Annotated in this window: 21 protein-coding genes, 1 pseudogene and 1 other annotated feature; of the genes and pseudogenes, 11 read left to right on the forward strand and 11 right to left on the reverse strand. The window is 52.1% G+C overall.

Going from position 1 to position 21,253, the window contains the following annotated elements:
* Window positions 1–32: 32 nt before the first annotated feature.
* Window positions 33–776, reverse strand: coding sequence for a YciC family protein (locus HV345_RS11210; protein ID WP_181636635.1), 744 nt, complete (start codon window positions 774–776; stop codon window positions 33–35).
* Between the two features lie 28 nt (window positions 777–804).
* Window positions 805–891: pseudogene (locus HV345_RS26415) on the reverse strand (YkgJ family cysteine cluster protein); the annotation flags it as partial.
* 283 nt (window positions 892–1,174) lie between these two features.
* On the opposite strand from HV345_RS26415, the gene ompW reads away from it, so the two are divergent.
* The 3 genes from ompW (at window position 1,175) to HV345_RS11225 (ending at window position 3,879) form a co-directional block, all read left to right on the forward strand.
* Complete coding sequence (gene ompW, locus HV345_RS11215; RefSeq protein WP_016153263.1) at window positions 1,175–1,813, forward strand: outer membrane protein OmpW; 639 nt, start codon at window positions 1,175–1,177, stop codon at window positions 1,811–1,813.
* A 132-nt stretch (window positions 1,814–1,945) separates the two neighbouring features.
* Window positions 1,946–2,221: a hypothetical protein gene (locus HV345_RS11220; protein ID WP_016153262.1), complete on the forward strand. Its 276-nt coding sequence runs from the start codon at window positions 1,946–1,948 to the stop codon at window positions 2,219–2,221.
* A gap of 185 nt (window positions 2,222–2,406) precedes the next feature.
* Window positions 2,407–3,879, forward strand: coding sequence for a GGDEF domain-containing protein (locus tag HV345_RS11225; protein WP_019076881.1), 1,473 nt, complete (start codon window positions 2,407–2,409; stop codon window positions 3,877–3,879).
* Window positions 3,880–3,911: 32 nt separating this feature from the next.
* On the opposite strand, the gene trpA is transcribed toward HV345_RS11225, so the two are convergent.
* The 6 genes from trpA to trpL all read right to left on the reverse strand — a co-directional run bounded on the left by trpA (window position 3,912) and on the right by trpL (window position 10,580).
* Window positions 3,912–4,718, reverse strand: a complete 807-nt coding sequence (trpA, locus tag HV345_RS11230) for a tryptophan synthase subunit alpha (RefSeq protein ID WP_016156657.1) — start codon at window positions 4,716–4,718, stop codon at window positions 3,912–3,914.
* Window positions 4,718–5,911, reverse strand: a complete 1,194-nt coding sequence (gene trpB, locus HV345_RS11235) for a tryptophan synthase subunit beta (protein ID WP_003020645.1) — start codon at window positions 5,909–5,911, stop codon at window positions 4,718–4,720. The genes trpA and trpB overlap by 1 nt, the downstream gene beginning before the upstream one ends.
* A gap of 10 nt (window positions 5,912–5,921) precedes the next feature.
* Window positions 5,922–7,280, reverse strand: coding sequence for a bifunctional indole-3-glycerol-phosphate synthase TrpC/phosphoribosylanthranilate isomerase TrpF (gene trpCF / locus HV345_RS11240; RefSeq protein WP_103766496.1), 1,359 nt, complete (start codon window positions 7,278–7,280; stop codon window positions 5,922–5,924).
* 3 nt (window positions 7,281–7,283) lie between these two features.
* Complete coding sequence (gene trpD / locus HV345_RS11245; protein ID WP_003020639.1) at window positions 7,284–8,879, reverse strand: bifunctional anthranilate synthase glutamate amidotransferase component TrpG/anthranilate phosphoribosyltransferase TrpD; 1,596 nt, start codon at window positions 8,877–8,879, stop codon at window positions 7,284–7,286.
* Entirely contained in the window at window positions 8,879–10,441 is a 1,563-nt protein-coding gene (locus HV345_RS11250; protein ID WP_016156654.1) for an anthranilate synthase component 1, read from the reverse strand. Before HV345_RS11250 ends, trpD begins: the two co-directional genes overlap by 1 nt.
* Before the next feature lie 23 nt (window positions 10,442–10,464).
* Window positions 10,465–10,559: a sequence feature (Trp leader region), on the reverse strand.
* Window positions 10,536–10,580, reverse strand: a complete 45-nt coding sequence (trpL, locus tag HV345_RS11255; protein ID WP_012905981.1) for a trp operon leader peptide — start codon at window positions 10,578–10,580, stop codon at window positions 10,536–10,538. It overlaps the preceding feature by 24 nt.
* A 135-nt stretch (window positions 10,581–10,715) precedes the next feature.
* Here trpL and rnm point away from each other — a divergent pair, with 135 nt between their 5' ends.
* From rnm to rluB, 3 genes are all read left to right on the forward strand, one after another.
* Window positions 10,716–11,594, forward strand: coding sequence for an RNase AM (rnm, locus tag HV345_RS11260; RefSeq protein ID WP_029139558.1), 879 nt, complete (start codon window positions 10,716–10,718; stop codon window positions 11,592–11,594).
* A complete protein-coding gene (locus HV345_RS11265; protein ID WP_016153256.1) occupies window positions 11,591–12,211 on the forward strand; it encodes an L-threonylcarbamoyladenylate synthase in 621 nt (206 codons plus the stop codon). The genes rnm and HV345_RS11265 overlap by 4 nt, the downstream gene beginning before the upstream one ends.
* 100 nt (window positions 12,212–12,311) lie before the next feature.
* Entirely contained in the window at window positions 12,312–13,187 is an 876-nt protein-coding gene (rluB, locus tag HV345_RS11270; protein WP_006684306.1) for a 23S rRNA pseudouridine(2605) synthase RluB, read from the forward strand.
* Window positions 13,188–13,270: 83 nt separating this feature from the next.
* Here rluB and cobO read toward each other — a convergent pair whose 3' ends face one another.
* On the reverse strand, window positions 13,271–13,861 hold the full coding sequence (cobO, locus tag HV345_RS11275) for a cob(I)yrinic acid a,c-diamide adenosyltransferase (RefSeq protein WP_181636636.1): 591 nt from the start codon (window positions 13,859–13,861) through the stop codon (window positions 13,271–13,273).
* On the reverse strand, window positions 13,858–14,619 hold the full coding sequence (locus tag HV345_RS11280) for a YciK family oxidoreductase (RefSeq protein WP_016156651.1): 762 nt from the start codon (window positions 14,617–14,619) through the stop codon (window positions 13,858–13,860). The genes cobO and HV345_RS11280 overlap by 4 nt, the downstream gene beginning before the upstream one ends.
* A gap of 210 nt (window positions 14,620–14,829) precedes the next feature.
* Here HV345_RS11280 and sohB point away from each other — a divergent pair, with 210 nt between their 5' ends.
* Window positions 14,830–15,876 (forward strand): protease SohB, encoded by a 1,047-nt coding sequence (gene sohB / locus HV345_RS11285; RefSeq protein WP_181636637.1) that lies wholly within the window; start codon window positions 14,830–14,832, stop codon window positions 15,874–15,876.
* Window positions 15,877–15,929: 53 nt separating this feature from the next.
* On the opposite strand, the gene HV345_RS11290 is transcribed toward sohB, so the two are convergent.
* Window positions 15,930–16,181, reverse strand: coding sequence for a YciN family protein (locus tag HV345_RS11290; protein WP_003020616.1), 252 nt, complete (start codon window positions 16,179–16,181; stop codon window positions 15,930–15,932).
* 397 nt (window positions 16,182–16,578) lie between these two features.
* Between HV345_RS11290 and topA the strand changes: the two genes are divergently transcribed.
* The 4 genes from topA (at window position 16,579) to HV345_RS11310 (ending at window position 20,988) form a co-directional block, all read left to right on the forward strand.
* Window positions 16,579–19,176, forward strand: coding sequence for a type I DNA topoisomerase (gene topA, locus HV345_RS11295; protein ID WP_133086445.1), 2,598 nt, complete (start codon window positions 16,579–16,581; stop codon window positions 19,174–19,176).
* Between the two features lie 208 nt (window positions 19,177–19,384).
* Window positions 19,385–20,359, forward strand: coding sequence for an HTH-type transcriptional regulator CysB (gene cysB, locus HV345_RS11300; protein WP_016153251.1), 975 nt, complete (start codon window positions 19,385–19,387; stop codon window positions 20,357–20,359).
* Between the two features lie 314 nt (window positions 20,360–20,673).
* A complete protein-coding gene (locus HV345_RS11305) occupies window positions 20,674–20,814 on the forward strand; it encodes a YmiA family putative membrane protein (RefSeq protein ID WP_213083732.1) in 141 nt (46 codons plus the stop codon).
* Between the two features lie 3 nt (window positions 20,815–20,817).
* Window positions 20,818–20,988, forward strand: a complete 171-nt coding sequence (locus HV345_RS11310) for a hypothetical protein (RefSeq protein ID WP_016153249.1) — start codon at window positions 20,818–20,820, stop codon at window positions 20,986–20,988.
* Window positions 20,989–21,253: the final 265 nt, after the last annotated feature.

Here is a 21,253-nt window from a genome sequence, read left to right on the forward strand (position 1 = left end):
CACCGGGTACAAGCCCGGAATGCGTTCAGGGTTTATTGGCGAATTAGCATGTACAGGCGGAACAAATAGATCAGCAATACGGCGGAGATCATATTGCTCAGCGTATTCGCCAATACCGCGCCTACATTTGGCGTAAGTACCGCAAAACTTGGCGCAAAAAGCAACAACAACGTTTTTGCCAGCAGCCAACCGATCACTGCTGGTGCAACCAGGCGCATATTCGACCACGCCAGACGCATACTGTTGCGCATCGCGGCAAAGACACCCATTTTGTCCTGTACTAACATCACCGGTGCAAGTGCCAGCAGGATAGCCAGCAGAATACCGGGTACCACCACCAGCATAATACCGATTTGCACCAGCAGAGTAGTCAGAAAAATCAGAATAAACAGCTTCGGCAAAACCGGCGCGCTGGCACCGATGGCGCGTAACGCGCTGACCCGATGACCGGCTGAAATCAGCTGAATCATCAGGATAATACCCCCGGCGAGGATGGCATTACCAATCAGACCGGAAAACGTCGACGCCGCGGAAGCGCGTAGCAAAATTTGCTGTTGCTCCGGGGTCATGTTTTGCACCAGATCGAACAATCCCACGCTGCTGGTTAACTGATTGCCTTCACTGAGTTGCGCAATTTGTGCGTCGGTGGGAGAAAAGGCTTGCCCTAACACCACTGTGATAAACGCGCACAACAACGATACCAGCAAGATGGTAATGAATTGATTACGGAAAAAGTTTCCCGTGTCACGGTAAACGGATTTCGCCGTGATAGACATGCACTCTCCTTGAGTTTTGCAGGTGTTCATTTGTGGGCAATTGTACCCTGGATAACTCTACAGTGGCAGCATCGCGCGGTGTATGGAAAAGCATATCTTTGTAAAGCCCCGGTAATTTTTGACTATGACTTCAGCGTCATGCAAGAACGTTGGTTGTTCTCTGCGCATCACGAACAAATAACCATCGCTATTCTGTAACGGAGGTCAGGTACTTGCGTGGCGAAAATATATCAAAATTGATCTGAATTAGGTTAACCAGGATTTTGAATGCAAGTTCTAACTTAATCTGGATCAATAAATGTTAAATTATCAAAGTCAATGTGATCCAGGTTAGATCACTTATTACTCCAATGTAGGTATATTCGTTCCGCTTTTATAACCATAACGATGGAGCGGACATGAAAAAATTAACAGTTGCAGCAGTGGCTTTAACAACTCTTCTCTCTGGTAACGTATTTGCGCATGAAGCCGGAGAATTCTTTATTCGTGCAGGTTCTGCCACCGTCAGACCGACGGAAGGCGCGGGTGGTACGCTGGGGAGCCTGGGTGGCTTTGATGTCAGCAATAACACGCAGTTGGGTCTGACATTTACCTACATGGCAACCGACAATATCGGTGTTGAATTACTGGCAGCCACGCCGTTCCGCCATAAAATTGGCACTGCCACAACAGGTGATATTGCGACCGTTCACCATTTACCACCAACCTTAATGGCACAGTGGTATTTCGGCGATTCCAGCAGCAAACTGCGTCCGTACGTTGGTGTCGGTGTGAACTACACCACCTTCTTTGACGAAGGCTTTAACAATAACGGCAAAGAAACCGGTTTATCTGACCTGAGCCTGAAAGACTCCTGGGGCGCAGCAGGGCAAGTGGGTATGGACTATCTGATTAACCGCGACTGGCTGATTAACATGTCGGTCTGGTACATGGATATCGACACCACCGCGAGCTACAAACTGGCTGGCGCGCAGCAGCATGACAGCGTACGCCTCGATCCGTGGGTGTTTATGTTCTCCGCGGGTTATCGCTTCTAAGTCCGTGATTAAAATAAGGAAAAGCTGATCGTTCCACGATCAGCTTTTTTATTACCAGTTTATTTCTTCCTGCCTTTCTCCCCGTCGATGTAATGCTACTCTTTAAGCAAACTGGCTTTGAGGGTATTGACGATGATGTTGACTCGCCACCTGCTACAACAAAAAATCACACTTTTGGAACCATTCACCGGAGATGAAACGGCAGAGTTCGCCGTGAGTGCCGCGCGTGATTTATTGAATTTTATGGATAAAATTGAAGTGCTGGAGAAACGCATTGCGACTCCGGTTAAACTACCTTATTGCAGCGCCAGTCCTGTTTGTGAGATTGAAGCGGGCTATGCCGCAGGCGTGAGCGATTGTCGTGAGGCCATTCGTCGGGCAGGGTATCCGATTGAGGGTGATGATTAGTTTGCATTTATGTTAACAAAAATGTGCTTTTATTGTATAAGTCTGTAACTTTAGCGCACACAATGGCGGGCTTCTAAGGCATCAGCTTAGGGACGGTTAACATTCTCAATCAACATACAGCGCAGTTATGCAACGACAGAAACGGGTAACCGGTTTGGCAATATGTTAACTATCAGGGTGAACTCGTGAAGATTGTGCAGGACAAGCTCAGAAACAGGCAAGCACTGCTGGTATCAGGGCTCATTACGTTGATATTTACGTCGTTGTTTCTGTTTATAATTTATGAGCAGCGGATGGCTGCAGTCAGTGACGGTGTTAACCGCATGCAAGCGCGCATGATGGACATTTTTAACGATAATGAGCTGATCGCCGATGCGATTGGTGAGCGCTATCACCATATTAAATCGGGTGAGCAATGTGGCGATATTTCACAATTTGTTCCCCGCAATGAGAATGAATGGGGAATTAACGCCGACCCAAAGCGTCTGCATTCGGTAACGGGGACAATTATTGCCCAGCAAGCCAGCCACAACGCGCTGTGTATGTATACGGCGGCGGAATTTATTCGTGGTATGGTTAATGAGCTAAATCCGGGCAGCTTCGATGCACATCGATATATTATCGCCAAAAATTCAGATTATTTTTATTGGTTTATGGCTTCCGATTCGCGCAACTTCAGTTTCTCAAATTCTGAAATGGCGCGGGATCTCACCAACTTTTTCTATCCGCCGGTCGATTTCTATACCCGACTGTTGCAAAAAAACGTCAAAAACAAAGCCCTTAGTTCAACGAACTTCTATACCGATAAAATTACCGGTGAAAAAGCTTACAGCGTGGTGAGCTATATCTACGATCTGTCTGGCAAAGAGATATCAGACCAAATCGTGGCCTATCTGGTTTATGACCATTCAAAGCCCGAATTGCAGGAAGCGTTGGCTCAAGCATTTGACTACCAGCTCCCACCAGAGTTGAATGTGGAATTGGTAAATTTGACCAACAATGAAAGTCTTTGTTTATCCGGTAAATGTACAGGTCAATCCCGTTTTTTAGTGCGCAATTTTTCGGAGAAATATGCGCTGCACTATTCGCTTTCATTAGGCCGTTTTATGACGCGCGATACCCATGCCGGGATCGTGATCCTGCTGGCGCCGTTCTTTTTCATCATGATTAGTTTCTCGCTAAAATCATGGCTAAACGAAAGCGACCTGAAGGTTTATATAGACACCCTGACCGGTTGCTTTAATCGCCGAATACTCGACATCATCAAGCGCCGTGATTTATCCCACTGTTCGGTGGTGCTACTGGACTGCAATAAGTTCAAGGCCGTCAATGATACCTGGGGTCACGCGGCAGGCGATCGTGCGCTGCAAATTATCGCCAACAGGATGTTATCAAACACCCGCACCAGCCACGATATTGTGATTCGTACCGGCGGGGATGAATTTATGATCCTGCTGTTTCGCTCGCAGGCAACTGATGCCATCGCAATCGCTCAACGTATCAGCGGGCAGGTGACCAGCCATGTGTTTGTAGTGGACGGTCATACCGTGCCATTGTCAGTATCGTGGGGGATTGCAGAGGTGAACGGTGAACTGGATGTGGCTATTCAGAATGCAGATAGCGCCATGTATAAAATGAAGCACACGAAAGAAGCGTAAAACCGCCAGAAGTCTCTGGCGGTTGATTTAGCTTACTGCCGGGTGGCGGCTTTCATCGCGCTGACAAAAGCTTTCAGCTCAGCCAGCATCTGTTCCGGTGCCGCAACATTTTTCTCAATGATTTTCACAATTGCCGAGCCGGAAATAGCGCCAGCAGCGCCAGCGTCAATCGCGCCGGTTACCTGTTCAGGCGCAGAGATACCAAACCCCTGTAAAGAAGGTGGAGCATCATATGCTTTCAACTTTTCGACCAGGTGATGCAGCGGTAATGCCGCTCGATTTTCTGCACCGGTCACGCCCGCACGCGAAAGCAAATAGGTATAGCCGCGGCCATGAGAGGCTATCTGGCGCAGCAGTTCTTCATCAGCGTTCGGTGGGCAGATAAAAATTGGCGCAATGTTGTGGCGGAGCGCCGCAGCTCTGAATGGCGCGGACTCTTCAACGGGAACATCGGCTACTAACACGGAATCCACGCCCACTTTTTCACACTGGGCGTAAAACTCGTCAATGCCCTTGCTAAACACCAGGTTGGCATACATCAGCAAGCCAATGGGAATCGTAGGGTGCTTCTGGCGAATCAGCGCCAGCATTTCAAAGCATTGCGACGGCGTGACGCCGGCGGCAAACGCACGCAAGGTGGCTTCCTGAATGGTTGGACCGTCAGCCAGCGGATCGGAGAACGGAATACCGAGCTCAAGGGCATCAGCACCGGCTTCAATCAGCGTATCAATGATTTTCAGTGACTGCTCAACAGACGGATCACCCAGGGTTACGAAGGGGACAAAAGCACCTTCTTTGCGGTCCTTCAGCTGTGCAAACAGGTTTTCGTAACGTTCCATCAGATTTCCCCTCGCGCTTTCAGAATATCGTGTACGGTGAAAATGTCTTTGTCGCCGCGACCGGAGAGATTAACCACCAGTAACTGCTCTTTTTCCGGGTTTTCACGCATCATTTTCAATGCGTGTGCCAGGGCATGGGAGGACTCCAGCGCCGGAATAATCCCCTCGTGCAGACACAGCGTTTTGAAGGCCTCGAGCGCTTCGTCGTCGGTGATCGAAACATAATCGGCGCGACCAATGCTGTTCAGATACGCATGCTGCGGCCCGACAGACGGGAAATCCAGCCCCGCGGAAATAGAGTAAGACTCTTCAATCTGTCCTTCTTCGGTCTGCATCATCGGGGACTTCATGCCGAAGTAAATCCCGACACGACCATGCTTCAACGGTGCGCCATGTTCCCCTGATTCAATCCCATGGCCGCCAGGCTCGACGCCAATCAGACCGACGCTGGTTTCATTAATAAAGTCCGCGAACATACCGATGGCGTTAGAACCTCCGCCCACGCAGGCGATAACCGCGTCCGGCAGGCGACCTTCTTTTTCAAGGATCTGCGCTTTAGTTTCCTCGCCGATCATGCGCTGAAATTCACGAACAATGGTCGGGAAGGGATGTGGACCCGCCGCCGTACCGAGCATATAGTGCGCGGTATCGTAGCTGCCAGACCAGTCGCGCAGCGCTTCGTTACAGGCATCTTTCAGCGTTGCAGAACCGCTGTGAACCGGGATAACTTCAGCCCCCATCAGACGCATACGGAAAACGTTTGGCGACTGGCGTTCAACGTCTTTTGCACCCATATAAATACGGCATTTCAGCCCCAGCAGTGCGCTGGCGAGAGCCGATGCAACACCGTGCTGGCCCGCGCCGGTTTCGGCGATGATCTCCGTTTTCCCCATACGCTTCGCCAGCAACGCCTGGCCCAACACCTGGTTGGTTTTGTGCGCGCCGCCGTGCAGCAAATCCTCACGTTTGAGATACAGCGTAGTGTTGGTGCCTTGAGTAATGTTCTGGCATTTGGTCAGGGCAGTTGGACGACCAGCATAGTTTTTCAGCAGGTCTGTAAACTGCGCCTGAAATTCAGGATCCTTTTGCGCGCTGACAAAAGCTTCTTCCAGCTGGCGCAGGGCAGGCATCAGAATCTGTGGCACATACATACCGCCAAATTCACCAAAATACGGATTGAGTAATGTTGTCATGTCCTTTTCCTTAATATGCGCGCAGCGTCTGAAAGACCGAAGCCAAAAGACGTGCATCCTTGATGCCCGGCTGTGACTCTACGCCAGAATTGAAATCGAGACCGGCACAGCCGGTTTTTGCCGCGTCAACGCAGTTATCAGCGCCGAGTCCGCCAGCCAGTAAAACGTTATCCAGCGATTGTCCGCCTAAAAGTGACCAGTCGAAGCGTTGACCGCTGCCGCCCTGACCATTGTCGAATACGTATTTATCGACGTGCTGATAATCACGAGCTGGCAACGTTTCGCTGACGCTTAACGCCTTCCAGATTTGCACCTGTTCGGGGAGCGCGTCGCGCAGGGCGTCAACATAGGCCTGGTCTTCGCTACCATGCAATTGCACGGCTGTTAGCCCCAGAGCCACCGCTGTTTCGCGCACGTCGGTGATCTCTGTGTTGCGGAACACCCCGACATATTGCAGCGGTGCGCCGGTCATGACCTCGCGTGCGCGTTCAACGCTGACCGCGCGTGGCGATGTGGACACAAAAATCAACCCGCCGTAAATGGCACCCGCTTCGTATGCCGCGTTTGCATCCTGAGCCCGGGTTAAACCGCAGACTTTATTTTCGCCGAGCAGAACGCGACGCACGGCAGCATGCAGATCATCATGCGACATCAACGCTGAGCCAATCAGAAAACCGTTGGCGAAGTGGCTGAGTTCTCGCACTTGACCATAGGTATTGATACCGGACTCGCTGATGACGGTTACGCCATGACCCAGTCGCGGCGCCAGTTGGCGGGTGCGATTCAGATCAATCGACAGGTCGCGTAAATCACGGTTGTTGATACCGACGACTTTGGCACCCAGTGCGATAGCACGCTCCAGCTCTTCATCGTTACTGACTTCGGTCAGTACGCCCATTTTCAAACTGTGGGCGACGGCGGCGAGTTGACGATATTGCTCATCATCAAGTACCGACAGCATCAGCAGACAGGCGTCCGCCTGATAGAAGCGCGCCAGGTAAATCTGGTAAGGATCGATAATAAAGTCCTTACACAGAATCGGTTGCGGTGCGATGCGGCTGACGATGGGCAGGAAATCAAAGCTCCCCTGGAAATATTTCTCATCGGTCAGTACGGAAATCGCAGAAGCATATTGTTTATATACGCCCGCAATCTGTGCCGGGTCGAAGTCATCACGGATCACGCCTTTTGACGGAGACGCTTTTTTGCACTCCAGAATAAAGGCGGTGCGTGCACCTTGCAGCGCATCGTAGAAATCACGAGCGCTGGGTTGAACATCATTCTGAAAGCTGGCCAGCGGTTGTTGCTGTTTGCGGGCTTCTACCCAAATCGCCTTGTCTGCGACAATTTTCGCTAAAACGGTTTGCATCATTTACCCTCTTGCTGCCAGTGCAGTGACACGGTCATAGGCCGCGCCGCTGCGCAGTACATTAATCACGGTTTGCGCATTGGCTTTTAAATCTTCTTCACCGTGCAGGCGCATTAACATGGCGACATTCGCGGCAACAGCAGCTTCATGAGCGGCTTCACCTTTACCTTGTAACAAGCGACTAAGAATGTCACGGTTTTCTTCCGGCGTGCCGCCAGCCAGCTGTTCCTGGTGGTAAGGCGTCAGGCCAAAGTCTTCTGCCGTCAGTTGATAGCTCTTGATTTCGCCATCATGCAACTCTGCCACAATGGTCGGTGCATGCAGGGAAACTTCATCCATGCCTCCGCTGTGCACCACGGCTGCCCGCTGATACCCCAACACGCGCAGCGTTTCGGCAATCGGCAGCACCAGTTCCGGACTGTAAACGCCGATCAGCGCCAGCGGCGGATGTGCCGGGTTAATCAACGGGCCGAGGACGTTAAACAGCGTACGGGTTTTCAACTGTTGGCGTACCGGCATAGCATGGCGAAAACCGGTGTGGTATTTCGGCGCAAACAAGAAACACACACCGAGGTCGTCAAGTGCCTGACGGGATTTATCGGCGTTCATATCCAGATTGATGCCAAAAGCCGCTAACAGATCCGAAGAGCCCGACTTGCTGGAGACGCTGCGGTTGCCGTGTTTGGCGACTTTCAGTCCGCAAGCGGCCGCCACAAAGGCGCTGGCGGTGGAAATATTGATACTGTTGCTGCCATCACCGCCGGTACCGACAATATCGGCAAACAGATAATCAGGTCGCGGGAACGGGGCGGCGTTTTCCAGCAGCGCGGTTGCCGCACCGGCAATTTCATTCGGGTGCTCGCCACGAATTTTCATGCTCACCAGCGCCGCAGCCAGTTGTTCCGGCTTCAGTTCACCGCGTACCACGGCGGAGAACAGCTGGTGGCTTTCCTGCTGAGACAGCGTCTGGGCCTGATACAGTTTCTCCAGAATAGGTTGTAGGGTATTGGTCTGTTCGAGTTTCTGTTGCGCCCAGGCCAGCGTTTGCTCCAGCAGACGTGCGCCCTGGGTGGTCAGAATGGATTCTGGATGGAACTGGAAGCCACATACGCGATCGGTATCGTGACGTACCGCCATCACCATGCCGTTAAAGTGGGCGTTGATGGTCAATCCGGCCGGAACGTTGCTGCCAACCAGCGAGTGATAGCGCGCCACCGGCAACGGATTTGCCAGACCGGCGAACATTGCCTGACCGTCGTGTTCAATGCTGGACGCTTTGCCGTGCAGGATTTCCCCCGCCTGTCCCACGTATCCACCATAGGCCTCGACAATGGCCTGATGCCCCAGACAAATGCCGATGATTGGCAGCTTGCCGCGCAGGCGGGTTAACAGCTCCGGCATGCAGCCCGCTTCGCTTGGCGCACCTGGACCTGGAGAGAGCATCAGCACCGGATTTTTCATGGTCGCTAAGCGGTCTATTAATGTCTGGGCCGGAATATGGTTGCGGTAAATCACCACGTTATGACCGTTAGTACGCAGCTGATCTGCCAGGTTATAGGTAAAAGAGTCGATATTATCGAGCAGCAGAATATCAGCCATTAGAAGGTCTCCTGTGCGTGGTGTGCGGTGGCGATAGCACGCAGAACCGCACGCGCTTTATTACGGGTTTCATCGGCTTCTGACTGCCCAACGGAATCCAGAACAATTCCGGCGCCAGCCTGTACGGTGGCAATACCGTCTTCCACGAGGGCGGAACGAATCACAATACAGGTATCCAGATCGCCATGGGCCGTGAAGTAACCCACTGCGCCGCCATAGCTGCCGCGACGACGGCCTTCGGCCTCGGCGATAAGCTGCATGGCGCGAACTTTCGGCGCTCCGCTTAGCGTGCCCATGTTCATACAGGCGCGGTAAGCATGCAGCACATCCAGATCGCTACGCAGCTCGCCGACTACGCGGGAAACCAGGTGCATAACGAAGGAATAACGATCCACTTTGGTGAGGTCAGCAACGTAGCGGCTGCCGGGCGTACAGATGCGCGCCAGGTCGTTACGCGCCAGGTCTACCAGCATCAGGTGCTCGGAAAGCTCTTTATGATCGGTACGCATCTCCAGCTCAATACGGCTGTCGAGATCGCGGTCCAGCGAACCGTCCGCACGACGACCGCGTGGGCGGGTCCCGGCAATCGGATAGATTTCAATCTGCCGGCTGGTGGCATCGTATTTCAGCGAGCTTTCCGGAGAGGCGCCGAACAGTGTGAAATCGTTGTCCTGCATAAAAAACATGTACGGGCTGGGGTTACTTTTCTTCAGCACATAGTAGGCCGCCAGCGGTGACGGGCAGGGCAGCGAGAAACGACGGGATGGAACCACCTGGAAAATTTCGCCAGCGCGAATGGCTTTTTGCATACCACGAACCACGGCGGCAAACTCTTCATCGCTCTGATTGCATTCGCAGCGCATGTGCGGAACTTCAGTGACGGGCAGCGGCGGCGCAGGTTCGGTAAGCTGCTGGCTCAGTTGCGCCAGACGGGCATTAAGACGCTGTTTTTCTGCATCGCTGGGGGTAAATATGCTGGCCTGAATGCGGGTGCTTTTCTTCTGATGGTCGATGACCATGAGCGTTTCTGCCAGATAGAAGCAGTAGTCAGGGCAACGGTTGCCCGCTTCAAGCTGAGGTAAATCTTCAAAACCGGCAACCAGGTCGTAGGAAAACAGACCGCCGAAGAACATCGCTTCACGTTCTTGCGCAGGAACATTAACCAGCTCCTGCAATAAACGGAAGGCATCAAATACGGAAAGGGAACATAAGCGGGCGTCTTCATCCAGCAGCGGGCTAACGGCAGGGAATCGCAGATGGCGACCATTCGGCTGTTGTTTGTTCTCAACACCCGCTGGCAGGGCAGCATCCAGCAGCGGCAGCAGCGATGCGCCGTTAGCGGATAATGCCTGAATGGTGACAGTGTCACCGATGGCGGTAATGCGTAATGCGCTGTCGACCAGCAGCAAGCTCTTCAGATCGTCTTTGCTGTCGATATCGGCAGATTCCAGCAGCAGCGTTGCCGGACGTGCGCCACACACCTGATGAAACAGCGCCGTCGGATTTTCACGGTAGGCGGCATCGCAGGCAAGCAGTTCGAGTGTCGGTTTTTGTGTTTGCATCGTTATTCTCATTAATTTTGTTCAAAAAAAAGCCCGCTCATTTGGCGGGCCGGGTATCTGGTTGCATATTGCAGACGTAAGACACTGCCCGAAATCAGGAAGTGCGCCACCAACCGTGCAGAACGAATGTTGCTTTCATCTCAGATACCTTCTTCATGTGAACTTGCGTACTAGTTAACTAGTTCGATGGAATAAAGTCAACACCTGATTTCAGTATATTTGTCTAAACCGCTATGATGAGCGGGTTAAGACATTTAGTGAAACGGGAGCCGCATTGAGCGACACGAATTACGCAGTGATTTATGACCTGCACAGTCATACTACAGCCTCCGATGGGCGATTAACGCCAGAAGCCTTAGTACACCGTGCGGTAGAGATGCGAGTCGGTACACTGGCGATCACCGATCATGACACCACGGCGGGTATTGCGGCGGCAAGAGAAGAAATTTCACGTGCGGGTTTAGCGTTAAATTTGATCCCTGGCGTCGAGATATCAACAGTCTGGGAAAACCATGAGATCCATATCGTGGGTCTGAACATTGATATCGCCCATCCAATGATGTGCGAATTTCTGGCGCAGCAAACGGAACGTCGTCAGCAGCGCGCGCGCCTGATTGCTGAACGACTCGACAAAGCACATATTCCCGGCGCGTGGGAAGGGGCATTACGCCTGGCTGATGGCGGGGCGATCACTCGGGGGCATTTCGCGCGTTTCCTGGTGGAGTGCGGAAAAGCCACAACCATGGCGGATGTCTTTAAAAAATATCTTGCTCGTGGGAAAACCGGTTACGTTCCGCCACAGTGGTGTACAATAGAACAAGCTATTGATGTCATTCATCATTCTGGCGGTAAGGCAGTTCTGGCTCATCCTGGGCGGTACGATCTTAGCGCTAAGTGGCTGAAAAGACTGGTTGCGCATTTTGCTGAACATCACGGCGACGCGATGGAAGTGGCACAGTGCCAGCAGTCTCCCAATGAACGCACCCATCTGGCGACGCTTGCGCGTCAGCATCAACTGTGGGCATCGCAAGGGTCTGATTTTCATCTACCCTGCCCATGGATTGAGCTGGGTCGTAAACTCTGGTTGCCCGCAGGCGTAGAAGGCGTCTGGCAACTTTGGGAACAGCCCGAGACCACAGAGAGGAAAGTATGAGCCAGTTTTTTTATATTCATCCCGAAAACCCACAGCAGCGCCTGATCAATCAGGCCGTTGAAATCGTGCGTAAAGGAGGGGTGATCGTCTATCCAACTGATTCCGGCTATGCGTTGGGTTGCAAAATTGAAGATAAAGGCGCAATGGAGCGCATTTGTCGCATCCGTCACCTGCCGGACGGGCACAACTTTACGCTGATGTGTCGTGACCTGTCCGAACTGTCGACCTATTCGTTTGTCGACAACGTGGCCTTCCGTTTAATTAAAAACAACACGCCGGGTAACTACACGTTCATCCTGAAGGGGACGAAAGAAGTACCACGTCGACTGTTGCAGGAAAAACGTAAGACCATCGGCTTGCGTGTACCCTCGAATCCGATTGCGCTGGCGCTGCTGGAAGCGCTGGGCGAGCCTATGCTCTCTACATCACTGATGCTGCCGGGCAGCGAATTTACCGAGTCAGATCCGGAAGAAATCAAAGATCGTCTGGAGAAAGTGGTGGATTTGATTATCCACGGTGGATATCTCGGCCAGCAGCCAACCACGGTCATTGATTTAACCGATGATTCCCCGGTGGTATTGCGCGAAGGCGTCGGCGACGTTAAACCTTTCTTATAAGGGCGCGAACCGCTATACTACGCGGCCTTAAAATGGCGCTGACTGGCGCCGTTGATTCTCCTGTTCGACGCCTGTGAAGGCGACATCTAAAGGAAGCTCTATGAGCGAAAAGTTACAAAAAGTGCTGGCGCGCGCTGGCCACGGTTCTCGCCGTGAAATTGAATCCATAATTGCCGCGGGTCGCGTGAGCGTTGATGGCAAAATTGCCACGCTCGGCGATCGCGTTGAAGTTACGCCGGGTCTGAAAATCCGTATCGACGGTCATCTGATTTCGGTGAAAGAATCTGCGGAGCAAATCTGCCGTGTTCTGGCTTATTACAAGCCAGAAGGTGAACTGTGTACCCGTAACGACCCGGAAGGTCGTCCGACCGTGTTTGATCGTCTGCCAAAACTGCGCGATGCGCGCTGGATTGCCGTGGGACGTCTGGACGTGAATACCTGTGGTTTACTGCTGTTTACCACCGATGGCGAACTGGCGAACCGTCTGATGCACCCAAGCCGCGAAGTTGAACGTGAATATGCGGTGCGTGTGTTTGGTCAGGTTGATGACGCGAAATTGCGCGATCTGAGTCGTGGCGTGCAGCTGGAAGATGGTCCGGCCGCATTTAAAACGATCAAGTTCAGCGGCGGTGAAGGGATCAACCAGTGGTATAACGTCACGTTGACCGAAGGGCGTAACCGTGAAGTCCGTCGCCTGTGGGAAGCCGTGGGCGTGCAGGTAAGTCGTCTTATCCGTGTACGTTACGGTGATATCCCACTGCCGAAGGGCCTGCCGCGTGGCGGCTGGACGGAACTTGACCTCGCGCAGACCAACTATTTGCGTGAACTGGTGGAACTGAAGCCGGAAACCACCTCTAAAGTTGCCGTCGAGAAAGATCGTCGCCGTATGAAGGCAAACCAGATCCGCCGTGCGGTGAAGCGCCACTCTCAGGTTGGCGGCAGCCGTCGTCCGGGCGGTCGCAGCAACAACGGTTAATCATGAGTAGGCCTGATAAGCAACGCGCCATCAGGCGTTAGCGTGGAGCCGGATGCGGCGTAAGCGCCTTATCCGGCCTACTGTCAGTAATCGATCCCCATCTGGGCTTTCACACCCGCTTCAAAGGCGTGCTTAACCGGCCGCAGTTCGCTGACCGTATCCGCTAACTCCAGAATATCGCGATGACATCCACGACCGGTGATAATGACCGTTTGATGGGCAGGGCGCGCGTTTAGGGCATTGATGACCTCGTCGAGCGGCAGATAGTCGTATGCAACCATGTAGGTCAGCTCGTCCAGTATCACCATATCCAGCTCAGCGTCGGCCAGCATCCGCTTGCCGTGTTCCCACACTGCCATACAGGCTGCGGTGTCCGACTCGCGGTTCTGCGTTTCCCAGGTAAATCCTGTCGCCATGACCTGAAACTCAACGCCGTGGGGGTCGAGTAAGTTACGTTCACCGTTTGGCCACGTCCCCTTAATAAATTGCACTACGCCGACTTTTTTACCGTGGCCTACTGCGCGCGTGGCGGTACCGAACGCGGCGGTGGTTTTACCCTTACCATTTCCGGTGAACACAATAATAATCCCGCGCTCGTCTCTGGCGGCGGCAACACGGGCGTCAACCCGGTCTTTTACGCGCTGCTGGCGCTGCTGATAGCGTTCTTCACTCATTGGGCGATTCCTGGTTTACGGCCCGGCTGGGCATCGAAAGTCATACCGGTTTTACGGCGGCTGTCATCGCCCATCAGCCACAGGTAGAGCGGCATAATATCGGCGGGGGTTTTCAATTTTTGCGGATCTTCCGTCGGGAACGCGCTGGCTCGCATGCCGGTACGCGTTCCACCAGGATTGATACAGTTTACGCGCAGGTGGCGGTTCTGATATTCATCAGCCAGAACCTGCATCATTCCTTCGGTAGCAAATTTGGAGGTGGCGTATGCCCCCCAGTTGGCGCGCCCCTGGCGACCGACGCTGGAGGAGGTAAAGACCAGCGATCCGGCATCGGATTTGAGCAACAACGGCAGCAATGCCTGAGTCAGCATAAAGGTGGCGTTCACGTTTACCTGCATCACGTCCTGCCATACCTGCGGGTTTTGCTCGCTCATCGGGCAAATGTCACCGAGCAATCCGGCATTATGCAGTACGCCATCCAGACGCGGGAAATGCGCGGCAATGCGCTGTGCGAGCTGGTGGCATTCGTCAGACGTACAGGTGAGCAGATCTAGCGTGAACCAGTGTGGTTGCGTACCTTTTTCTTCGGCGATGGAGCGGGCAACCTGACGCAGTTTTTCTTCGTTACGCCCTAACAGAATAACGGTCGCGCCGTAACGCGCGTAGGTCTGTGCGGCTTCTCGCCCGATACCATCGCTGGCACCGGTGACCAGAATAATGCGGTCCTGTAGAAGATCTTGTTTCGGTTGATAATGCACGGCTACTCCTCGGCGACGTCCTGGCCATCTCGTTCGCGATAACTTTTGGGCTTTATGCCTTAAACCCTGTTCTTTTTCAATCAGCCAAAGGCAATAACACCGCAAAATGAACGCGTTGTCATGCTTTTTACTGAATGGATGAAGCAAGACGGGTTAACGAGGCTGTTGTACACTGAGCGAAAGTAGCGTTGTTTAACCAAGGTGGGTCACGTGGAATTGTTGTCTGAATATGGGTTGTTTTTGGCAAAAATTGTCACTGTCGTGGTGGCTATTGCGGTGGTAGTTATGCTGATCGTAAACGCGACACAACGCAAACGTCAGCGTGGGGAATTGCGGGTTATTAATCTCAGCGATCAATATAAAGAGATGAAAGAAGACCTGTCGCTGGCCTTATTGGATGGGCATCAGCAAAAATTCTGGCATAAGGCGCAGAAAAAGAAACACAAGCTTGAGGTGAAGGCCGCTAAGGCAAAAGCGAAACTGGGAGACAGTACGTCATCTGATAAACCACGGGTATGGGTGCTTGATTTTAAAGGCAGTATGGATGCCCATGAGGTCAGCGCATTACGCGAAGAGGTGACGGCAGTGCTGGCGGTCGTTAAACCCCAGGATCAGGTCGTGGTTCGTCTGGAAAGTCCGGGCGGCGTAGTACACGGCTATGGCCTGGCCGCGTCCCAGTTACAACGTCTGCGCGATAAGCAGATCCCGCTGACCGTTACGGTAGATAAAGTCGCTGCGAGCGGCGGATATATGATGGCTTGCGTGGCGGATAAAATTGTCTCGGCGCCGTTTGCTATTGTCGGCTCTATTGGCGTTGTGGCACAGATCCCGAACTTTCACCGCTTCCTTAAAGGGAAAGATATTGATATCGAACTGCACACCGCCGGACAGTATAAGCGTACGCTGACCTTACTTGGTGAAAACACGGAAGAAGGGCGGCAGAAATTCCGCGAAGACCTGAACGAAACCCATCATCTGTTTAAAGATTTTGTACAGCGCATGCGTCCGGCTCTGGACATTGAGCAGGTTGCCACGGGTGAACACTGGTTTGGTCAACAGGCGCTGGCCAACGGGCTGGTGGATGAGATCAATACCAGCGATGAGGTGATCCTCGGACTGATGGACGGTCGTGACGTATTAAACGTACGTTATCTGCAGCGTAAAAAACTGATGGACCGTTTTACCGGCAGTGCCGCCGAGAGCGCCGATCGTTTACTGATGCGTTGGTGGCAGCGGGGGCAAAAACCGCTGATGTAAAATTGTAATTGCCGGATGAGGCGCAGCCGTCATCCGGCAAATCATTTCTCGTGTTAATCGATCAAGTGATACTTTTCAGAAAGTACGTGCGCCAGATGTTTAAACATATTAAACACCGCCGTACTTTTGGGCGTCGGTAGCCCTTGCTCGTCTAAAAAGTAATCTCCGCTGAAAACCAGCACGCCATTTCGCTGCGTTACGCCGGTGGCGACAATCCCCGCCAGCGTGTCCTCATGCTCACGAATGATTTTGTTGGCTTCAATCAGCAGTGTTTCGCGATCGATGGGTTGAGTGTCTTTATGCATTATTTACTCCTTAAACAAGGACATTAGTCTACGCCGAGCCCGGCTTATGGGCAAATATTCCCTGACTTAAATGAAGGTCTTACGACAGTGTTGCAAGTGGCGAGATTTGTTTTTGCATGCTAATAAAGTTGCGTAACGCATTTTATCAGGTACAGTGTGACGCTTTCGTCAATCTGGCAACAGATTTGCTTGACATTCGACCAATACTCCGTCGTGCTATAGCGTTTGTGAGCGAAAAAGCCTGTTAACTCAGTTACATGAGAGTTACATTACAATCGCGAATCAGTTTAAGGGTTGATATCCGCCGACGCAGAGACCATATCGATGTCTCGTCGCCAGTGGAAGGTGAATCAACGTGCGACGCATTCTGGAAGAATCAAATTAGGTAAAGGTGAATATGGGTAAAGCTCTTGTCATCGTTGAGTCCCCGGCAAAAGCCAAAACGATCAACAAGTATCTGGGTAATGACTACGTGGTGAAATCCAGCGTCGGTCATATCCGTGATTTGCCGACCAGTGGCTCAGCAACTAAAAAGAGCGCCGACTCAACCTCCACCAAAACGGCTAAAAAGCCCAAAAAGGATGAACGTGGCGCTCTCGTCAATCGTATGGGTGTTGACCCGTGGCACAACTGGGATGCGCGCTATGAAGTGCTGCCCGGGAAAGAAAAAGTTGTTTCTGAACTGAAGCAACTGGCTGAAAAAGCCGACCACATCTATCTCGCAACCGACCTTGACCGCGAAGGGGAAGCCATTGCGTGGCACCTGCGGGAAGTGATCGGCGGCGACGACACCCGCTACAGTCGCGTGGTGTTTAACGAAATTACCAAAAACGCTATTCGTCAGGCGTTTGAAAAGCCGGGCGAGCTGAACATCGACCGCGTCAATGCGCAACAGGCGCGCCGCTTTATGGACCGTGTTGTGGGCTATATGGTGTCGCCGCTGCTGTGGAAAAAAATTGCGCGAGGCCTGTCAGCAGGCCGCGTACAGTCGGTTGCCGTGCGTCTGGTGGTTGAGCGTGAACGCGAAATCAAAGCATTCGTTCCTGAAGAGTTCTGGGAAATTGATGCTAACACGACCACGCCAGGCGGTGACGCGTTACCGCTTGAGGTGACGCATCAGAATGATAAACCGTTCCGTCCGGTCAACCGGGAACAAACGCTTGCCGCCGTTAGCCTGTTGGAAAAAGCGCGCTACAGCGTTCTGGAACGCGAAGATAAGCCGACCAGCAGCAAGCCGGGTGCGCCGTTCATCACCTCCACGCTACAGCAGGCCGCCAGCACGCGTCTGGGCTTCGGCGTGAAGAAAACCATGATGATGGCGCAGCGCTTGTATGAAGCGGGCTACATCACTTATATGCGTACTGACTCAACCAACCTGAGCCAGGATGCGGTGAACATGGTTCGCGAATACATCAGCGATAATTTCGGCAAAAAGTATCTGCCGGAGAGCGCGAACCAGTACGCCAGCAAAGAGAACTCGCAGGAAGCGCACGAAGCTATCCGTCCTTCCGATGTCGCCGTTCAGGCGGAATCGCTGAAAGATATGGAAGCCGATGCGCAAAAACTGTATCAGCTGATCTGGCGCCAGTTTGTTGCCTGTCAGATGACGCCTGCTAAATATGATTCCACCACGCTGACGGTGGGTGCGGGTGATTTCCGTCTGAAGGCGCGTGGTCGTATTCTGCGCTTCGATGGCTGGACGAAAGTGATGCCTGCGCTGCGTAAGGGCGATGAAGACCGCATTTTACCAGCGGTGGATAAAGGCGATACGTTGACGCTCATCGAACTGACACCTGCGCAACACTTTACCAAACCGCCTGCGCGCTTCAGTGAAGCTTCGCTGGTGAAAGAGCTTGAAAAACGTGGGATTGGTCGCCCATCCACGTATGCGTCGATCATTTCTACGATTCAGGATCGCGGTTATGTTCGCGTTGAGAACCGTCGCTTCTACGCTGAAAAAATGGGTGAAATCGTCACCGATCGTCTGGAAGAAAACTTCCGCGAACTGATGAACTACGACTTTACCGCGCAGATGGAAGACAGTCTCGACCAGGTGGCAAATCACGAAGCCGAATGGAAGGGCGTACTCGACAACTTCTTCACTGATTTTACTCAGCAACTGGATAAAGCCGAGAAAGATCCTGAAGAGGGCGGTATGCGTCCGAACCAGATGGTGCTGACCAGCATTGATTGCCCAACCTGCGGACGTAAGATGGGTATTCGTACCGCCAGCACCGGCGTTTTCCTGGGTTGTTCTGGCTATGCGCTTTCCCCGAAAGAGCGTTGCAAAACCACCATTAATCTGGTGCCGGAAAACGAAGTGCTGAACGTGCTGGAAGGCGACGATGCGGAAACCAACGCTTTGCGCGCCAAACGTCGCTGCCAGAAGTGCGGCACGGCGATGGACAGCTACCTTATCGATCCTAAGCGCAAGCTGCATGTATGTGGTAATAACCCTACCTGCGACGGCTATGAGATCGAAGAAGGCGAATTCCGCATCAAGGGTTATGACGGTCCTATTGTTGAGTGCGAGAAATGTGGCTCTGAAATGCACCTGAAAATGGGACGTTTCGGCAAGTACATGGCGTGTACCAACGACGAGTGCAAAAATACCCGTAAGATCCTGCGTAACGGTGAAGTTGCTCCACCGAAAGAGGATCCGGTTCCGTTGCCAGAACTGCCGTGTGAAAAATCTGATGCGTATTTCGTGTTACGTGATGGTGCTGCAGGTATCTTCCTGGCGGCAAATACGTTCCCGAAATCACGTGAGACACGTGCGCCGCTGGTTGAAGAGTTGTACCGCTTCCGCGATCGTCTGCCGGAAAAACTGCGCTATCTGGCAGATGCGCCGCAGACTGACCCGGACGGCAACAAGTCGATGGTTCGTTTCAGCCGTAAAACCAAGCAGCAATACGTTGCTGCGGAGAAAGACGGTAAGGCGACCGGCTGGTCCGCGTTCTTCGTTGACGGTAAATGGGTAGAAGGGAAGAAATAACAGCATTCCGGCTGAATTTCTCCTCAAAGGGTCGCGTAAGCGGCCCTTTTTGTTTCTGGCGTATTATTTTTTGTCATCCCTATACAGCTCACATAGAAATGATATAGTGGTTATAGTTAACACACTTTTTATTATTAAATCGTATTAGCAGCGCCAACAAGCCTGCTCTGAAACGATGATTTGATGGCGCAAATCGGGATGGCTTAACATGAAATTACAGCAGCTTCGCTACATTGTTGAGGTGGTGAACCACAACCTTAATGTCTCCTCAACGGCGGAAGGGCTTTATACCTCGCAGCCAGGTATCAGTAAGCAAGTTCGTATGCTGGAAGATGAACTTGGCATCCAGATTTTTGCCCGTAGCGGTAAGCACCTGACCCAGGTTACGCCAGCGGGGCAGGAAGTCATTCGAATCGCGCGAGAAGTTTTGTCGAAGGTGGACGCCATTAAGTCCGTTGCTGGCGAACATACCTGGCCGGACAAAGGCTCACTGTATATCGCCACCACGCACACTCAGGCGCGTTACGCTTTGCCGAACGTCATTAAAGGCTTTATTGAGCGTTATCCTCGCGTCTCATTGCATATGCACCAGGGGTCGCCGACGCAAATCGCCGAAGCCGTCTCGAAAGGGAATGCAGATTTTGCTATCGCGACGGAAGCCCTGCACCTGTATGACGATCTGGTGATGCTGCCTTGCTACCACTGGAACCGTTCGATTGTCGTTACGCCGGACCATCCGTTGGCGGGCAAATCCGCCGTATCCATTGAAGAACTGGCGCAGTATCCACTGGTGACCTACACGTTCGGATTTACCGGACGTTCGGAACTGGACACCGCGTTCAATCGTGCGGGTCTGGAGCCGCGTATAGTTTTTACCGCGACCGATGCCGATGTCATTAAGACCTATGTACGCCTGGGCCTCGGCGTGGGGGTAATTGCCAGTATGGCGGTTGATCCTGTCTCCGACCCTGACCTGGTGCGCGTTGATGCCCATGATATCTTCAGCCATAGCACCACCAAGATTGGTTTTCGTCGCAGCACTTTTTTACGCAGTTACATGTATGATTTTATTCAACGTTTCGCGCCGCATCTGACGCGTGATGTGGTGGATACGGCGGTGGCGCTACGTTCCAACGACGATATTGAAGCCATGTTTAAAGATATTAAATTGCCTGAGAAATAATAACGGCTGTTACCTCGTCGGTATCCTCAAACATAAAGCGATACCGACGGCAGAGTCTGAATCTATTCAATATTTTTCCTCTATATATTAACCATATATTGTTTATGGTAAACACTTGCTAAAGTAGTTTCAAATTAGTAAGGTCGCCAAAAATCCCTCTCAAATATTTATAACCGATCAAATAATTAATTTATTTATCAGGTCGAGTATGAAAATTATCTGGCTTTTTTTGACCTTTTTTATTAGGATTCCTCCTATCTGATGATTAATTGTACCGATTGTTTGGTGCTTAAATGATAAGTGATTTCTATAGTATGAGGTTAGCGATGCCTTCAGGAAACCAGCCAGCACGCCGGGATCCCGTGATGAAACGTAAAGCCTGGTTCGCTGTGTTTCTTGGCTCTGCCGTGTTCTGGGTTATTGTCGCGCTCGTGGCCTGGAACGTGTGGGGGTAGGTCATGTCCACACTGGAACAACGCTCCACCGTGATGCCATCTCCGGATGACCATGAACAAGAGAGTCAACGCAGCGCAGAGAATAAGCCGAATATTCCAGCGACCTGGAAACTCTCTCCTGAACAACGGGCGTTTATCGATCTGTTTGCGGATGATGATGAACAGAAACAATAATTGATACGAATTTTATAATTATTATTAGTTCGTTGTCTTGTACTGCAAATATTTTATTCCGGGCAATCGTGATGAGCCATGCTTATCACCGTATTAACCTTGACCGCTTAAACCTTTCTCCTCGCCAGATACTTCAGTTGCCCCTTTTGTAGCCCTCCACTTTTATCAATTTGAGTTGTTATCAAAGCGTTACATTTTGTTTGTGTTATCTTTAATACTAACCCTGAGGAAAATCAGGGGATCCAACCCTGTCATTAAGGAGGAG

Origin of the sequence: Citrobacter sp. RHBSTW-00986 (assembly GCF_013783065.1) — a bacterium.
Lineage (GTDB): Bacteria > Pseudomonadota > Gammaproteobacteria > Enterobacterales > Enterobacteriaceae > Citrobacter > Citrobacter braakii.

Excerpts from the sequence above, each read along its gene's own strand:
- HV345_RS11210 (WP_181636635.1), bottom strand. The coding sequence starts at position 776 with ATGTCTATCACGGCGAAATCCGTTTACCGTGACACGGGAAACTTTTTC.
- ompW (WP_016153263.1), top strand. The coding sequence starts at position 1,175 with ATGAAAAAATTAACAGTTGCAGCAGTGGCTTTAACAACTCTTCTCTCT.
- HV345_RS11220 (WP_016153262.1), top strand. The coding sequence starts at position 1,946 with ATGATGTTGACTCGCCACCTGCTACAACAAAAAATCACACTTTTGGAA.
- trpA (WP_016156657.1), bottom strand. The coding sequence starts at position 4,718 with ATGGAACGTTACGAAAACCTGTTTGCACAGCTGAAGGACCGCAAAGAA.
- trpB (WP_003020645.1), bottom strand. The coding sequence starts at position 5,911 with ATGACAACATTACTCAATCCGTATTTTGGTGAATTTGGCGGTATGTAT.
- trpCF (WP_103766496.1), bottom strand. The coding sequence starts at position 7,280 with ATGCAAACCGTTTTAGCGAAAATTGTCGCAGACAAGGCGATTTGGGTA.
- trpD (WP_003020639.1), bottom strand. The coding sequence starts at position 8,879 with ATGGCTGATATTCTGCTGCTCGATAATATCGACTCTTTTACCTATAAC.
- HV345_RS11250 (WP_016156654.1), bottom strand. The coding sequence starts at position 10,441 with ATGCAAACACAAAAACCGACACTCGAACTGCTTGCCTGCGATGCCGCC.
- HV345_RS11265 (WP_016153256.1), top strand. The coding sequence starts at position 11,591 with ATGAGCCAGTTTTTTTATATTCATCCCGAAAACCCACAGCAGCGCCTG.
- rluB (WP_006684306.1), top strand. The coding sequence starts at position 12,312 with ATGAGCGAAAAGTTACAAAAAGTGCTGGCGCGCGCTGGCCACGGTTCT.
- cobO (WP_181636636.1), bottom strand. The coding sequence starts at position 13,861 with ATGAGTGAAGAACGCTATCAGCAGCGCCAGCAGCGCGTAAAAGACCGG.
- HV345_RS11290 (WP_003020616.1), bottom strand. The coding sequence starts at position 16,181 with ATGCATAAAGACACTCAACCCATCGATCGCGAAACACTGCTGATTGAA.
- topA (WP_133086445.1), top strand. The coding sequence starts at position 16,579 with ATGGGTAAAGCTCTTGTCATCGTTGAGTCCCCGGCAAAAGCCAAAACG.
- cysB (WP_016153251.1), top strand. The coding sequence starts at position 19,385 with ATGAAATTACAGCAGCTTCGCTACATTGTTGAGGTGGTGAACCACAAC.
- HV345_RS11305 (WP_213083732.1), top strand. The coding sequence starts at position 20,674 with ATGAGGTTAGCGATGCCTTCAGGAAACCAGCCAGCACGCCGGGATCCC.
- HV345_RS11310 (WP_016153249.1), top strand. The coding sequence starts at position 20,818 with ATGTCCACACTGGAACAACGCTCCACCGTGATGCCATCTCCGGATGAC.